The following is a 17,668-nucleotide window of genomic DNA, read 5'->3' as shown; positions in this document are numbered from 1 at the left end:
GAGGGATAAACCATGAGCTATAGAAAATTAGGGCGTAATTCGAGTGCCCGCAAGGCACTCTTCCGCAGCATCTTGGCCTCCTTCTTCAAGCATGAGCGCATCGAGACGACGGAAGCGAAGGCGAAGGAAGTCCGTAGCCTTGCGGAAAAGCTCATCACGCTGGCAAAGCGTGGCGACCTTGCCGCTCGTCGTCAGGCGATTGCCGATATTGGCGATGAAGAAGCAGTCCGTAAGCTTTTCAGCGATATCGCTGCAAAGTACACGGAGCGTCCGGGCGGCTACACGCGCATCCTGAAGCTCGGCCCCCGTCGCGGTGATGCCGCGCCGATGGCGCTGTTGGAGCTTGTTTAAGAAAGCCGAAGAAAAGCAGGGATATGGAGAAGCGCCGCAAGGCGGCTTCTTCGTCTCCCTGCTTTTTTATGCGTGCACGGTGACCAATCAACGAGGAATTCTAGGAGCAGGAGAATATAGATGAAAACGCAGGAAATGCTGCAGAAGGAAGAAGCGCTGGAAAGGCGCATAGAAAGCTACTGGGACGCGAGGAGCCCGAAGTTCTCCGCCGTGCGGCGAAGGGAACTCGAAGGCTCCGACGCTGCACGTTGGCAAAAGTTCATAGCGTCTCATTTGCCCGAGAAAAAACCGCTGCGCATCCTCGACGTCGGCACGGGTGCAGGCTTCTTTGCTGTGCTGCTCACGCGCATGGGACACGAGGTCACGGGCATCGACATGTCGGCGGGCATGATCGATGAGGCACAGAAGAACCTCGCGGCGTTCGGTTGCTGGGCCGATCTTCGGAAGATGAATGCGCAGCAGCTCGACTTTTCCGACGAATCCTTCGATGTCGTCATCAGCCGCAATCTCACATGGACGCTGCCCGATGCGATGCAGGCGTATCGCGAGTGGCGTCGCGTGCTCAGGGCGGGCGGCATGCTCCTGAACTTCGATTCGGATTACGGAGAGACGACATTTTCGGCAGCAGATGCCCAGGATTCTGTACACACGGGCATCTGCGAGGCGCTTCTCATTGAATGCAACAAGATCAAAGACGAGCTTCGCGTCAGCACGCATCGCCGTCCCCTTTGGGATGCAGCTCTCCTCGAAAAACTCGGTTTTTCCGTGCAATACGACGCTGACATCGCGCCCCTTGTGCATGGCGACGAAAGCCTTCGCTACGATGACGTGCCGCTCTTCGGCATCTATGCGAAAAAGGTGCGGTGAGCGACGCAGGGGGGAGAGAGGCGGCTCATTTCCTTGTCGCGCAGGAGACTTCATAGATGGATCGCATATCCGCTATGTTAACAGCGCGATGGTGGATGAGGATACTCCGCTGGGTAGACTGATGCACGATTTCCGCTGTACGCGACCGGAAGATATGTACTATGATGTGCTGGCAGAACGAGTGAGGTATTTCAAAGAAACAGAGGAAGGGGCGAGTGCTATGTGTGAAGCGATGGAGAAACTCGCGAGGGATTTCGCAGGAGAACTTGCAAAAGAAGCTGAGGCACGCGGCATGGCACGCGGCATGGAGTACGGCATGGAGTGCGGCATGGAGCGTGGTTGAGAAGAGCGAAACATTGCGGTCGTCCTCGGGATTTGATGCGAGAAGCTGCCGCTGGAAATGATCGCGCGTGTGTCAGACATCTCCATGGACAAGATCCGGGAGATCGGCAGACTGCACAGTCTGCTTTGAAAAAGACATGGGGCACGCAGATGATGCAGTCAAAGATTACACAAATTTTCTTAATGTGAGTGAACTACACGCGCAAACGTCCACTTTGTGGACATTATGCGTCGCCCTTACAGAAGCCTAGCCAATCGGTCTGCGCCTGCGTCTTGACCTCTTGGGGCTTCATGGTAAAATTGGGAGAATAGTTTTAAGGGGCGCTGTTGATACAGCGCTTCTTTTTTTGTATAGATCCACATATCTTCATGAAAAATAATTGACTGTTAAATTTTAATGAGATATAATGGGACTATAAATCTATGAGTACCGAACACCTGAGCTTCATGGGAAAGGGAGAGAAAGTCATGTTCAAGAAAGGGAATTCAAAACGCTGGAAAGCGCTTTCGCTGGCGGTTGCTTTGTATGTAGGGGGGGGACAAATGTCTTTTGAGCATGTTGATGCTGCGGATGTGACGGGCGGGGATGTGACGTATCATACGGGGGACACGCTACCTGTTGATCCGATTGCGGGCGGAGCCATCACTCCTTCTTCCACGGATCCTGGAAATGTATATAGTAATAAACTGACGATTACTGGACTTAATATCAATGGACGTCGCCTATACGGTGGTTATACATCAGGACTTGGATTAGTTACAGGCAACGAAGTCATCCTGAAGGATACGGTGTCAAGTTCGACTCATGCGACTATTTATGGCGGATGGTCGGAAAAGAACAATGCGACGGGCAATACGGTCACGTTGACCGGAGCGGCTGGTGGAAATACGAACTATTATCTGAGCGTTTACGGAGGCGATGGAAACGGCAGCGGTAAGGATTATGTGACCGGGAATCTCCTGCAGGTGAAAGGCAAGGGGAATGAGGTCTATAATGTCGGAAACTTTGAAAAGATGAAGTTCGTCCTTGATTCTACCGTTGCAGCAGGAAATACAATGCTTCGCGGTATCAATACCGTCCAAGCATTTGATTGGGGCAAGGTCAGCGTGGACAATGCCTCGACATGGGGAACCGGCAGTACGGGATCAAAACGCATCGTTCTTTATACGGGTTCCACACTCACCCTGAACAATTATGGAACATCATCCTCCAATGGAGTGAGCGGCAACTTCGAATATGGCATTACGACGAATACAAGTACACCTGGGGCGGTTGGAACTGTTAGTGCCTCGGAAATCTACTTTGATCGAAACCAGTTTCAAAATGCAAAGGTGACGTATAATGTGTCGTCGCCAACGCTGCCACCGGCAGGCGGTTTATATGGGGGTGCGATTTACGCTGGGACATCCACTCTTGGCAATACGACGAAAAAGAACACCCTTACGGTGGATGGACGCGATATCAATGGGCGCAGACTGTATGGCGGTTATACGCAGTCGACGAGCGGCGATTCGACGGGAAACGAAGTCATTCTGAAGGATACGGTGTCAAGTTCGACTCATGCGACTATTTATGGTGGATGGTCGGAAAAGAACAATGCGACGGGCAATACGGTCACGTTGACCGGAGCGGCTGGTGGAAATACGAACTATTATCTGAGCGTTTACGGAGGCGGCGGAAACGGCAGCGGCAAGAATCATGTGACGGGAAATCTCCTGCAGGTGAAGGGCAAGGGGAATGAGGTCTATAATGTCGGAAACTTTGAAAAGATGAAGTTTGTCCTTGATACTGCCGTTGCAGCAGGAGATACGATGCTTCGCGGTATCAATGCCGTTCAAGCATTTGATTGGGACAAGATCAGCGTGGGCGATGCCTCGACATGGGGAAATAGTGGTGCGGCATCCAAGCGGGTCATTCTGTATGATGGTTCGACCATCACCTTGAATAACTATGGGCCATCCACTTCTAATGGGATAAGTGCGGATGGCAACTCCGAATATGGCGTCACAACGAATACAGGTACTCCGGGAGCAGTGGGGACGTCTGTTACTGCCACGCAAATCTACTTTGACCGCAACAAATTTCAAAATGCAAAAGTGACGTATGATACAGATTCGTCATCGCCAGCATTGCCGCCGGCAAGCGGTTTGTATGGGGGCGCGATTTACGCTGGGACATCCACGCTTGGCAATACGACGAAAAAGAACACCCTTACGGTGGATGGACGAAATATCAATGGGCGCACGCTGTATGGCGGTTATACGCAGTCGACGAGCGGCGATTCGACGGGCAACGAAGTCATCCTGAAGGATACGGTGGCGAATTCTTCTCAGACGTATGTTTATGGCGGATGGTCGGAAAAGAACAATGCGACAGGCAATACGGTCACTCTAACTGGAGCGGCTGGTGGAAGTTCAAATTATTATCTGAATGTTTACGGAGGCGGCGGAAACGGCAGCGGCAAGAATCATGTGACGGGAAATCTCCTGCAGGTGAAGGGCAAGGGGAATGAGGTCTATAATGTCGGAAACTTTGAAAAGATGAAGTTCGTCCTTGATACTACCCTTGCAGCAGGAGATACGATGCTTCGCGGTATCAATGCCGTTCAAGCATTTGATTGGGACAAGATCAGCGTGGGCGATGCCTCGACATGGGGAAATAGTGGTGCGGCATCCAAGCGGGTCATTCTGTATGATGGTTCGACCATCACCTTGAATAACTATGGGCCATCCACTTCTAATGGGATAAGTGCGGATGGCAACTCCGAATATGGCGTCACAACGAATACAGGTACTCCAGGAGCAGTGGGGACGCCTGTTACTGCTACGCAGATCTACTTTGACCGCAACCAGTTTCAAAACGCAAAAGTGACGTATGATACGGATGCGTCGTCGCCAACGCTGCCGCCGGCAGGCGGTTTATATGGGGGTGCGATTTACGCGGGAACGTCCACGCTGGGCAATACGACGAGAAATAACACTCTTACGGTGGATGGACGCGATATCAATGGGCGCATCCTGTATGGCGGTTATACGCAATCGACGAGCGGCGATTCGACGGGCAACGAAGTCATCCTGAAGGATACGGTGTCAAGTTCGACTCATGCGACTATTTATGGTGGATGGTCGGAAAAGAACAATGCGACGGGCAATACGGTCACGTTGACCGGAGCGGCTGGTGGAAATACGAACTATTATCTGAGCGTTTACGGAGGCGGCGGAAACGGCAGCGGCAAGAATCATGTGACGGGAAATCTCCTGCAGGTGAAGGGCAAGGGGAATGAGGTCTATAATGTCGGAAACTTTGAAAAGATGAAGTTCGTCCTTGATACTACCGTTGCAGCAGGAGATACGATGCTTCGTGGTATCAATGCCGTTCAAGCATTTGATTGGGACAAGATCAGCGTGGGCGATGCCTCGACATGGGGAAACGGCAGTGTGGGATCGAAACGCATCGTTCTTTATACGGGTTCCACACTCACTTTGGATAATTATGGAACGTCTTCCTCCAATGGAGTGAGCGGCAACTTCGAATATGGCATTACGACGAATACAAGTACACCTGGGGCGGTTGGAACTGTCAGTGCCTCGGAAATCTACTTTGATCGAAACCAGTTTCAAAATGCAAAGGTGACGTATGATACGAAGCCGTCTTCGCCTGCATTGCCAGCGCCTAGCGTTTTGTATGGGGCCGGTATTTACGCTGGGACATCCACGCTGGGCAATACGACGAAAAATAACACCCTTACGGTGGATGGACGAAATATCAATGGGCGCACGCTGTATGGCGGTTATACGCAATCGACGAGTGGAGATTCGACAGGCAACGAAGTCATCCTGAAGGATACGGTGTCAAGTTCGGGTCATGCGACTGTTTATGGCGGATGGTCGGAAAAGAACAATGCGACGGACAATACGGTCACGTTGACCGGAGCGGCTGGTGGAAATACGAACTATTATCTGAGCGTTTACGGAGGCGGCGGAACAGGCAGCGGCAAAGATTACGTGACGGGAAACCTCCTGCAGGTGAAGGGCAAGGGGAACGAGGTCTATAATGTCAGGAACTTTGAAAAGATGAAGTTCGTCCTTGATTCTAATATTGCATCGGGAGATACGATGCTTCGTGGTATCAATACTACTCAGAATTTTGATTGGAACAAGATTGCTGTCAAAGGCATCACGTCGTGGGCGCCGGCTCTATCTGCTCATGGAGTCAACATTCCGACACTCACGCTCTACACGGGGGCAGGTTTCACACTGACCAACTATGCTCCGACCCTTGTCGGTACCGCAGGTGACTACGAATTTGGCAAGAAGGCGAATGTGACGGGTACGGGTACGGTGTCTGCTTCCGTCCTCACACTCGACGGCAACCGTTTCCAGAATGCCACGGAAACGCCGACGACGAGCAGCAGTACCGACATCCATGCGGGTATCTCTATCTATGGCAATACGACGAACCACAATACGCTGAATCTCAAAAAGAATGGTTCGACGCCTCTTACTTTCACCACGGCGCGTGCCGGCTATACGAAGGCTTTGAATGGCGGCTCGGATTTCAATACGCTCAATCTCCTTGACGGCGCTTCTGTAACGACGGGCTATGCAGGCTATACCGAAGGTCGGAATCTGCTTCTTCATCCGACGGATGAAGATGATCCGACAGCTGTCGACACCACGAAGAACGCCGATGCGAAGAACAATACCGTCAATATCAAGGGCGGCACGCTCAATGCGGGTGGCAAGCTCTATGGCGGATACATCGCGACGAATGCCGCACTTACGCCGCCGAACAATGTGTCGGCGGGCAACGCCTCGGGCAATACGATCAACATCGAGAGCGGCACGTTCGGCGGCAGCAACGAAATCTACGGTGGCTACACGAACGGTACGGGCAAGGCGACGGGCAACACCATCAATCTTGGCAAGAGTGATGGATCTTTGACGTCGACCACCCTGCAGAACGTCTTCCTCTATGGCGGCGCGGCGAGCGGCACGACGAACGACGTCTTTACGGACAACCTGCTCAATGTCAATGCGAAGGGATTGACGGTGCGCAACATCAAGAACTTTGGCAAGATGAAGTTCAACCTCGGCGGCATGGGGACAATCGCTCAGACCGATCAGCTCCTCACGCTCAGCGGCGGTGCGACGAATGGCCTCGATTGGGCGGGCGTCGAGGTCGTGCCCGGCAGCTATCATCCGTTTACACCGAGCACATACAACGCACGTCTCTTCACGGCGCTGCACAACGGCTCGGGCATCAGCTTCACGAAGGGCACGACAGACACCTACCTGCCGATCGGAGCCAAGGAGAAGATCGTCGGCGACTTCGAATACATCATCGACACGGCGACCGGCTCGGTTTCCGCGCAGGACGTCTACGTCGACGGCTTCCGCTTCCGCAATCATACGGCGACGTACAACGAGACGTCCGCACATGCGGAGGCATGGGCGGGGCGCACGGCGAGTGGCCAGACCGTCACGGACAACAAGCTCATCGTCACAGGCGGCACGCTCAATACGGCGGCTTACGGTGGACTCGTTGAGAACAAGAAGCATAAGACCGACGGCACGTTCCAGGATGCGGGCGATGCCAAGAAGAACGAGCTTGAAGTCGCGGGCGGCACGGTTGCCAATGCCTATGGCGCAAAAGTCATGACGGCTGCCGGCGAGGCCGAGGAAAATAGTGTCAAGATCACGGGCGGCACGGTCAACAATGCCTATGGCGTCGATCTCGCCCAAGCGACGAATACGAAAAATGCGAGAAAGAACAAGGCCGAGGTTGCGAACGGCAGCTTGAGCGGCTCTCTTTATGGTGCCCATACGGCGGGAAGCGGCTCTCTTTCGGAGAGCGAAGTCAAGGTCTCGGGCGGCACTATTGCAGGTTCCGTCTACGGCAGCGATGTCGCGACGGGCGCGGGAAACGCCACGGGCAGCAAGATCACGCTGACGGGCGGCACGATTACAGGCGATGTCTACGGCGGCAAGACTGCCGGCACGGGCGCGGCGACGGGCCATACGCTGAACCTCAATGGTGGCACCGTCGGTGGCAATGTCTACGGCGGACACGCGGCATCGGGCGCTACGACGGGCAACACCGTCAACCTCGGTGACGGCACGACGAATGCCGTCACCACCGTCACGGGCACGATCTCGGGCGGCAGCGGGACGACGGATACGGACAATGTTCTCAATGTCAATACCAATGCTACGGCGGGCAACATCGCCAATTTTGGCATGGTCAAATTCAACTTCAACGCGACCTTCAACCAGGCGAACCCCATGCTGAACCTCGTCGGCGGCGCGGTGACGAACTTCGACTGGAGCAAGTTCAAGCATACGGGCAACGCGCCGAGCGGGCAGTCCGTCCTCCTGCAGAACATGACGGGCATCAACGTCGACCACTACACGGGCGCGAAAGAAATCTCCTCGACCGGCACGCACGAATACACCATCGACACCGACACCAACACGGCGACGGCGAAGCAGATCCTCTACGGCGGTTACCAGTTCAAGGATGCCAATACGACACCGACGACAGGAAGTGCTCTGGCAGACATCTGGGCCGGCCGCTCCGTCATCGGCAACACGACAACGAACAACACGCTCACGATCAACGGCACGACGCATCGTGACGCCTACGGCGGCTGGACGGCAGGCACGGGTACGACGGCTGCGGCGAAGAACGACAGTACGGGAAACACCGTCAACCTCAAGGCAGGTACGGTGCGCACCATCTACGGCGGTTTCACCTCCGTGCAGACGGGAAGCGCCACGGGCAACAAGGTCACGATCTCGGGCGGCGCCGTCACGGGCGCAGGCTACGGCAAAGTCTACGGCGGCTACCTCTCCTATGCCTCGGCGACGGGAAGCGCCACAGGCAACACCGTGACCATCACGGGCGGCTCGATGACCGACGTCTACGGCGGCTTCACGAATGGCACGGGCGTGACCACGGGCAACACCGTCAACCTCGGCACGGCGACGAACGCCGTCGCCTCAGGCACGACGATCGGCACGATTTACGGCGGCAGCAAACCGACCGCCACGAACAACACGCTCAACGTCTACGACTCCGTGACCGCGGGCAACATTGCCAATTTTGACACGGTCAACTTCAAGGCGACGAGCAGCCACATCCAGACAGGCGACACCCTCCTGACCCTGAACGGTGGCGCGACGAGTCTCGACTGGAAGAAACTCCACGTCGACAACCTCGACAGCCTCAATGCAAGCGCCACGAGTGACACGATCTTGACGCTCATGCACCATACGGCGAACAACATCAACCTTGCGAACTACAGCACGACAGGAACGCGCGGCCGTATCCATTCGTCGGACTACGAAGCCGACATCATGACCGACGGCAACAGCGTGACGACCCAAAACATCTACCTCAGAGGATATCGCTTCCAGAACAACACGACGACTTATGCAGGCGGCACGGCCACGGACGCATGGGGCGGACGCTCGCGCATCGGCAACAAGGTGCAGAACAACAAGTTGACCTTGACGGGCGGCAGTGCGACGCTTGTCGCGCGCGGCGGACTCGTCTCGAACACCGAGTTGGATGCCCACGGCAACCCCAAGACCACGGGCGACGCCGAAAAGAACAGCCTTATCCTCAACACGGGCGCGAACACTCTCAACGCCTACGGTGCTGAGGTGCGCACGAAATCGGGCAGCGCGACGGAAAACACCGCCACACTCAATGCCGGCACAGTCAACGGCAATCTCTACGGCGCATCGCTGAGCGCTACGGGCGCGACGGGAAGCGCGACGAAGAACAAGGTCGAACTCCAAGGCGGCTCCGTCACAGGAAGCGTCTACGGCAGCCACATCGCTGACGGCGCGGCGACGGGCAGTGCGACAGCGAGCACCGTCACCGTCACGGGCGGCACGGTATCGGGCGACATCTACGGCGGTTTCACGAACGGCTCAGGTGCGACGACGGGCAACACCGTCGACCTCGGCGACGGCACGAACATCGGCGCGATCTCTGTCACGGGCACGATCCATGGCGGCAATAAGGCGGACGCTTCGGGCAACACCCTGGACGTCAAGACCAATGCCCAGGCGGGCAACATCAAGAACTTTGAAAGCGTCAAGCTCACCTTGAAGAGCAGTGCCTTCAACCCCGCGAATGCTCTCCTGCGACTCACGGGAGGTGCACAGACGACGGAGCTCGACTGGTCGAAGCTCGAAGTCGACACGACGGCTCTTGCCGCTGCGCCGAAGAGCTACGAAGCCTACCGCGTCAAGCTCATGGAGAACGCAAACGGCATCAGCTTCATGAAAGGCGCGACGAACACCTACGCCTCGCACGGCGCAAAAGAGAGAACCCAGGGCGACCTCGAGTACGTCATCGACACGGACAACCATACGGCGAACGCCGCGAATTCTATCGATCTTGAAGCATACCAATTCCAGAACAAGCAAAATGCCGCTTTCACGGCGGCGGACGGCACGAAAGCCGAAGCATGGGGCGGCCGCACGAAGGTCGGCAACAAGGTGCAGAACAACAAGCTGACCGTCTCGGGCGGCACGCTCACGCAGGCGGCTTACGGCGGCCTTGCCGAAAACTTCAAGCGCGACGATCACGGCAACCTCAAGACCACGGGCGATGCCGAAAAGAACAGCCTCATCCTCAACGCGGGTGCGAACACCCTCAACGCCTACGGCGCCCAGGTGCGCACGAAATCGGGAAGCGCGACAGAAAACACCGCCACGCTCAACGCAGGCACGGTCAACGGTAGCCTCTACGGCGCATCGCTGAGTGCTGCAGGCGCAACGGGAAGCGCGACGAAGAACAAGGTCGAGATCAAGGGCGGCACCGTCACAGGAAGCGTCTACGGCAGCCACATTGCCGACGGCGCGGCGACGGGCAGTGCGACAGCGAGCACCGTCACCGTTACGGGCGGTACGGTATCGGGCGACATCTACGCAGGCTTCACGAACGGCTCGGGCAAGACCACGGGCAACACCGTCAACCTCGGCGACGGCGAGCACAATCTCGCCGCAGGCACGAACATCGCGGGCACGGTTTTCGGTGGCAACAAGGCGGATGTGACAGACAACACCTTGAACATCAACACGAACGCGCAGGCCGGCAACATCAAGAACTTTGATCATCTGAACTTCAACCTTAACAGCCATGCGCTCACGCAGAGTACGCCCGTACTGCGTCTCAATTCGGGTGCGACAGGGAACCTCGACTGGAGGAAGCTCGACGTCAACGCCGAGAAGTTCAACGCGCCGATCAAGACATACGAAGCATACAATCTCGTCCTCATGGAGAATGCGAACGGCATCAGCTTCCAGCAGGGTGCGACGAACACCTATACGGCGTCGGGTGGTGTCAAGAGCACGACGAGCGGCGATTTCGAGTTCACGATCGACACGGCGAACCATACGGCATCGTCGACGCAGGTCATGGCCGCGGGCTTCAAGTTCAAGAACCATGCGGCGACGTACAACGAAATTTCCGCGCACAATGAAGCCTGGGCGGGACGCACGAACATTGGCAACAAGGTCGAGAAGAACACGCTCACCGTCTCGGGCGGCACGATCACGACGGCAGCCTACGGCGGCCTCGTCATCAACAACAAGCCCTCCGCTACGACGGGAGACGCCGAGAAGAACGCCGTCAACATCACGGGCGGCACCGTCGCCAACGCCTACGGTGCCCAGGTGCGCACGAAGGCAGGAAGTGCCTCGGAGAACACCGCCAAGATTTCGGGCGGCACGGTCAGCCACGTCTACGGTGCGTCGCTTACGGCTGCAGGTGCGACGGGAAGCGCCTTGAAGAGCCGAGTCGATGTCACAGGCGGCGCGGTCACGGGAGACGTCTACGGCGGGCAGATCGCCGATACAGGTGCGATGGGAAGCGTCACGGAAAGCCAGGTCAACCTCACGGGCGGCAGCGTGGGCGGCAGCGTCTACGGCGGCCGCACGAACGGCAGCGGCTTCGTCAAGGACAACATCGTCAACATCACGGGCGGCACGCTGCACGACGTTTACGGCGGTTTCGCGCAGGCAGGTAAGGCGACGGGCAATACCGTCAACCTCGGCACGGCGACGAATGCCGTCGCCGCAGGCACGAGCGTCGGCACGATCTGGGGAGGCAACAGCGGCGCTGCAGGCAACACCCTGAACGTCAACAGCCGCCAGGCAAATGCCGCAGACGTCAAGAATTTCGAAAACGTCAACTTCGATGCCGCGCACAACGTCAGCCACGGCGATACCCTGCTGAGACTGACGAATGGGGCGAACACATCGATCGACTGGTCGAAAATGAAGCTCAAGAACCTCGACGCCGTCACGGCAAGCCCCACGACGAACCATATCCTGACGCTCGTCGACAGTGTGAACGACGTCACATTCACGAACTATGATGCAGCGCGTGCCAGGGAGACCAAGAGGGATGGCGATTACGAATACGTCCTCAACACCGACAATGAGACGGCGACGGCGAAAAAGGTCGAAGTCATCGGCTACCGCTTCGCCAACAACCATCCCGTTTACAGCACGGGTGCGAATACGGAAGCATGGGGCGGCCGCACGAAGGTCGGCAACAAAGTCGAGAAGAACTCGCTCAAGGTCATGGGCGGCAGCCTTACGACGGCAGCCTACGGCGGCCTCGTGCAGAACCTTGAAGCCGGAAGCGGCGCGGGCGGCTACAAGACCAACGGCGATGCAGCAGAAAACACGCTCGAACTTCATGCCGGCGCGACCGTAGTTGACGGCTACGGTGCAGATGTCCGCGCACAGGCAGGCAACGCCACGGGCAACACCGTCGACCTCAAGGGCGCGACCGTCACAGGAAACCTCTACGCAGGCGCGCTCACGCACGCCTCGGCAAGCGGCGCCGCTACGGGCAACAAGGTCAACCTCTACAGCGGCACGGTCGCAGGTGACGTCTACGCAGGCTTCGCCGCCGGCTCCGGCACGACCACGGGCAACACAATCACCATTGGCGACGGCACGCACGATGCGAACGTGCACGTCACGGGCAAGCTCTACGGCGGCAACAAGTCGGCGACGGACAACGCCCTCGACATCAAGAGCAAGGGCGCCGCAGTCGGCAGCCTCGCCGGCTTCTCAAAAATCAAGTTCAACCTTGGTTCGAGCGTTGCCGACGGCGATACCGTGCTGACGCTCAACGAGAATACGACGCTTGACTACAGCACCGTTGAGAAGCCGACCGGCGGCAGTGTATCCGCATGGCTCGGCAACGTCATGCAGAAGAAGGCACACCTCTTCCAGATGGCAGCAGGCAAGACGCTCACCCTGAACGGCTATGCGCCGGCTACGGGCAGCGAGCGTGCAGGCGATGTCGAATACAGCCTCGTCACCGACAACAACGCTGCGGCCACCACGAGCGGCAGCCTTGACCTCTCGGCCTACAAATGGCAGAATGCCGACGTGAAGATCACGAGTGCCGTCCCCGATGCCTTCGGCGGAAAGACCGTCTATGGCACGAGCGGCGAGACCAAGAACAACAAGCTCACGCTCAAGACCGGTGCCGCCGTCACGAACGCCATCGCGGGCGACACGCAGACAGCGAACGGCACGGCGGAAGGGAACACCCTGACCGTCGAAGCCGGGACCGCGACGAACGCCCTCGGCGCGAAGACGAAGGCAGGCAAGGCCGTCAAGAACAAGGCCGTCCTCCAGGGCGGTTCCGTCACGAACCTCAAGGGCGCTGAGAGCACGAGCGGAGAAGCGGAAGAGAATACCGCCATCCTCCAAGGCGGCACAGCAGCCGATGTCGTCGGCGCACAAGCCGCAGGCGACGCGACGGAAAACAAGGCCGTCATCAAGGCGGGTGCCGTCACGGGCAGCCTCAAGGGCGCAAAGAGCGCCGCCAAGGCGAACAAGAACACCGTCGAGATCGAGGGCGGCAACGTCAGCGGCACCAAGATCATGGGCGCAGAAGCCAAGGACGCAGCCGAAGAGAACGTCGTCACCATCAAGGCGGCGACATCGAACGCCTCGACCGAGATCACGGGCGCACATTCCACGCACGGCAATGCCGCGAAGAATATTGTCAACGTGAATGCAGCCGTCTCCGGCACTCTCGTCGGTGGTTCTGCCGGGGTGAGCGACGCCACGGACAACGTCCTCAACATCAACGCGAACGTCACCGGCGACGTCTTCGGTGCGCGTGCACATCACGCTTCTCTCAGGAATACCGTCAACATCAAGGACGGCGTCACCGTCACAGGAAACGTCACGGGAGGCGCTTGCCTCAACGCCAATGAGAACACCATCAACATTGGCCGAGGTTCGACCGTCACAGGCAATGTTATCGGCGGAAACGGCTCCGTCGAAAATAAGAACAACATCATCAACCTCAAGGGAGGCACCGTCACCGGCGACATCATCGGCGGCGCAGGAGCATCCGCCGATAACAATACGCTCGCCGTCTATCACGACGAAGCGCACACTAGCCGGGCGCATGACTTCGACAAGATCAAGAACCTCCACTTCTACCTCGGTGAGAGCATCGCCAACGAGAACCCGACGCTCCTGCAGCTCGGCGTCGCAAACAAGGATATCCGCGGCGTTGATGTCGGTGTCGGCGTGATGGGACTTGCGCATGGCCTCAAGGTCAACGACGTCATCAGCCTCATGAAGGTCAACGGCGGAACGCTTACGACCGATGCGGACGGCGCCGTGCCGCCTGCGCCTGCGACGCTCATCAATCACGTCGAAGCCATGCATGGCGTATCGCTCCTCTACGGTTTCGACCTCATGAAGCGCGGCTCGGGCGAACTCATCGCCACTGTCACCAAGGCAGCCATCAGCGATCAGGCGAAATCCTTCGTCGAGACGAGGGCCGGCATGACCGACTTCATCAATCGCGGTGCGGATCTTTTGACCACGAGCGGCATGAGCGCCATCCGGAAAGGAGCTGAAAGCAACAAGGAAAAGGGCAAGTACGACCTCTGGGCCGTCATGAGCCGCGGTAGCATGAGCGTCGAAAGCGGCTCGCAGATCGATACCACGGGCTGGAATCTCAGCCTCGGCTGGGCGAAGGAACTCCGGAAGAAGGACGCGGCGATCGTCGTCAGCCCCTTCATCGAATACGGCAAGGGAAGCTACGACTCCCATCTCGACGACGGCACGCACGGCAGCGGCAAACTCAGCTACCTCGGCGCGGGAGTCCTCGCAAGGATGGAGAAGGAAGACGGCCTCTGGCTGCAGGGAACACTCCATGCAGGACGCGCGAAGAGCGACTACACGGGCAGCATCTCCGCCGGCACCGTATCGAACTACGACAGCTCCGACACCTATGTCGCAGCCGAGCTGAGCGTCGGCAAGACGATGAAGCTCAAGGGCGGTGACAAGCTCGACGCCTCGCTGCGCTACCTGTGGTCGTACCAGAGCGGCGGTGACGTCGCCATCAAGACGGGCAAGTACAACGACGTCTATGACTTTGCGGCGGTCAACTCGCACCGCCTGCGCCTCGGCACGAGGTACAGCCACAAGGAAAGCGAGGGCAACGAACTCTACGCCGGACTCTACTGGGAGTACGAATTCAGTGGCAAGGCGTGCGCGAGCTTCATGGGCTACGAAGCGCCCAGCCCGAGCCTCAGGGGCGGTAGCGCCCTTCTGGAACTCGGCTGGAGGTTCCAGCCGAAGGATTCGCGCGTCAGCTACGATCTGAATCTTTCCGGTTGGCAGGGCAAGCGCGAAGGCGTCACGGGGAGCGCCCATGTGAACTGGGCGTTCTGAGGAATGGACATGGAATAGAAGAATGAGGCGGGGCGGCTGCAAGGCCGCCCTGCTTTTTCATGCGGGCATCGTGCGTCGCACTTCGGTGACGGGGAGAGGGTTTGCACGTATGGTATAATAGGAACATGGAAAAGAAGGGAGATATGAAGAAATGCAGAGGAAAATGTGGATGAGTCTTTGCGCCGCAGTGCTTCTTGTCTTGGGAGCGATGTTTGGCATGGCGGGTCGCGCGTCTGCGGCGGATGCGCCGCCGCGCATGCGCAATGCCGGCTATATCTGGCGCATCGATGCCGATGATGTGCGGGGACTGCCGCGCAACTTCCGCACGATGGAGGACGAGTTCCATGCTCCTTACAAGAAGGACATGGACGATTCCTATGTGCCGACGCGCGAGGGGCTTGAGCGTCTCCATGCATCGGGCAGCGGAGAGTTTTCTGCGAGCGGCTTGCAGTCCTTGTTGGAAGCGCTTGCCGAGAAGACGCAGATGCCGATCTGCATCGTCGACCTGCGCGAGGAGTCGCACGGTTTCTTCGACGGAATCGCGGTCAGCTGGTACGGTGAGCACGATTGGGGCAACGTGGGCTTGACGCAGGAAGAGGCGCTCGCCGACGAGGCAGAGCGCATCCATGGCGCGGCAGGGCAGATGACGGCGGTTGCGCATCTCGGCGGGGAGAAGAATCCCCTCGATGAGCACGAGATCTTCGTGGAAGAGGCGCAGACGGAGAAGGAGCTTGTCGAGGCCGCAGGGCTTCGCTACAAGCGCATTGCGGCGACCGATCATATATGGCCCTCGCCCGCTGCTGTCGACGAATTTGTGCAGTTTTACAAGAGCATGCCCGAGGACGTTTGGCTGCACTTCCATTGCCAGGCGGGCGAGGGACGCACGACGGAATTTCTCGCGATGTACGACATCTTGAAGAATCCTGCGGTGCCCTTGCAGGACATCCTTTATCGTCAATGTTTGCTGGGCGGCAGCTATGTCGCGCATGTAGAGCCTGAGGGTTCGACGTATTGGAAAGTACCATACTATGCGGAAAAGGCGAAGCACATCGCACTTTTTTACCGCTATGTGCAGGAGAACGAGGGGGCGGGCTTCGCTGTCTCGTGGTCGGATTGGCTTCTGGCGCATGAGTCAGATGACGATGCCGATGAATAACTTTTGAAAAAGGGATTGACGGCGCAAAGAGTTCGATGTACTATATATTTTGCAGGATTACAGAAGGATGACTGTGACAGGGAATGGAGATTCCTCCTGAGGAAACAGATGTCTTTTTGCTGATTCGGAAATGTGTGCCTTTTCTTGTGGCACGAACTTGGGAGGAATCATCATGGAGAAGAAGGATATCGATTGGAGCAGCTTGGACTTTTCCTATCATGTGACGGAACAGCGCTACGTTGCCAATTATAAGAACGGCGCTTGGGATGAGGGCGGACTCACGGGCGACGACAAAATCGTATTGAGCGAGGATGCGGGCGTCCTGCAGTATTCGCAGTCGGTTTTCGAGGGACTCAAGGCGTACACGACGGAGGACGGCAGGACGGTCTGCTTCCGTCCCGATCTCAACGCGCACCGCATGTACGAGTCGGCGCAGTATCTTGAGATGCCGCCGTTCCCCGAGGACAGATTCCTCGATGCCGTGCGTCAGGTCGTCAAGGCGAATGAGGCTTGGGTGCCGCCTTACGGCAGCGGCGCGACGCTCTACATCCGTCCCTACATGTTCGGCTCAAGCCCCGTCATCGGCGTTGCACCGGCAGACGAGTACCAGTTCCGCATTTTCGTCACGCCCGTTGGCCCGTACTTCAAGGGCGGAGCGAAGCCCATTACGGTCAAGGTCAGTGACTTCGACCGCGCCGCGCCGCACGGCACGGGTCACATCAAGGCGGGGCTCAACTACGCGATGAGCCTGCACGCTATCATGACGGCGCATCGCGAGGGCTTTGCCGAGAACATCTACCTCGATGCGGCGACGCGCACGAAGGTCGAGGAGACGGGCGGAGCGAACATCATCTTCGTCGATGCGGACGGCAATCTCGTCGTGCCGAAGTCGCCGAGCATCCTGCCGTCGATCACGCGCCGCTCCATTACCTATGTCGCCGAGCATTATCTCGGCCTCAAGGTGGATGAACGCGAAGTGCTGTTCTCTGAAGTGCCGAACTTCAAGGAATGCGGCCTCTGCGGTACGGCGGCCGTCATCTCGCCCGTCGGCAAGATCAACGACCACGGCAGGGAGATCTGCTTTGCGAGCGGCATGGAGAAGATGGGTCCCATCACTCAGAAACTCTACGACACCTTGACAGGCATTCAGATGGGTCATATCGAAGCGCCCGAGGGTTGGATTTACGAGATCAAATAAGCCTTGTGCGA

Annotated in this window: 5 protein-coding genes and 1 pseudogene; all 6 read left to right on the top strand. The window is 57.7% G+C overall.

Annotated features, from left to right (window positions below; genetic code table 11):
* The first annotated feature begins 12 nt into the window (after positions 1 to 12).
* Positions 13 to 351 (top strand): 50S ribosomal protein L17, encoded by a 339-nt coding sequence (gene rplQ / locus SELSP_RS07385; protein WP_006191774.1) that lies wholly within the window; start codon positions 13 to 15, stop codon positions 349 to 351.
* A 120-nt stretch (positions 352 to 471) separates the two neighbouring features.
* Positions 472 to 1,218: a class I SAM-dependent methyltransferase gene (locus SELSP_RS07380; RefSeq protein ID WP_006191779.1), complete on the top strand. Its 747-nt coding sequence runs from the start codon at positions 472 to 474 to the stop codon at positions 1,216 to 1,218.
* A gap of 49 nt (positions 1,219 to 1,267) precedes the next feature.
* Positions 1,268 to 1,690, top strand: a pseudogene (locus SELSP_RS07375) (hypothetical protein); the annotation flags it as partial.
* Positions 1,691 to 1,983: 293 nt separating this feature from the next.
* On the top strand, positions 1,984 to 15,303 hold the full coding sequence (locus SELSP_RS07370) for an autotransporter outer membrane beta-barrel domain-containing protein (RefSeq protein ID WP_013740882.1): 13,320 nt from the start codon (positions 1,984 to 1,986) through the stop codon (positions 15,301 to 15,303).
* A 151-nt stretch (positions 15,304 to 15,454) separates the two neighbouring features.
* Positions 15,455 to 16,459, top strand: a complete 1,005-nt coding sequence (locus tag SELSP_RS07365; RefSeq protein WP_006191794.1) for a phosphatase domain-containing putative toxin — start codon at positions 15,455 to 15,457, stop codon at positions 16,457 to 16,459.
* A gap of 172 nt (positions 16,460 to 16,631) precedes the next feature.
* Positions 16,632 to 17,657 (top strand): branched-chain amino acid aminotransferase, encoded by a 1,026-nt coding sequence (locus tag SELSP_RS07360; RefSeq protein WP_006191798.1) that lies wholly within the window; start codon positions 16,632 to 16,634, stop codon positions 17,655 to 17,657.
* The last annotated feature ends 11 nt before the right edge of the window (positions 17,658 to 17,668 follow it).

This window comes from Selenomonas sputigena ATCC 35185, assembly GCF_000208405.1.
Classification (GTDB): Bacteria; Bacillota; Negativicutes; order Selenomonadales; family Selenomonadaceae; genus Selenomonas; species Selenomonas sputigena.
The sequence above is the reverse complement of the archived record's forward strand: the minus strand, read 5'-3'. Positions and strand labels throughout refer to the sequence as shown.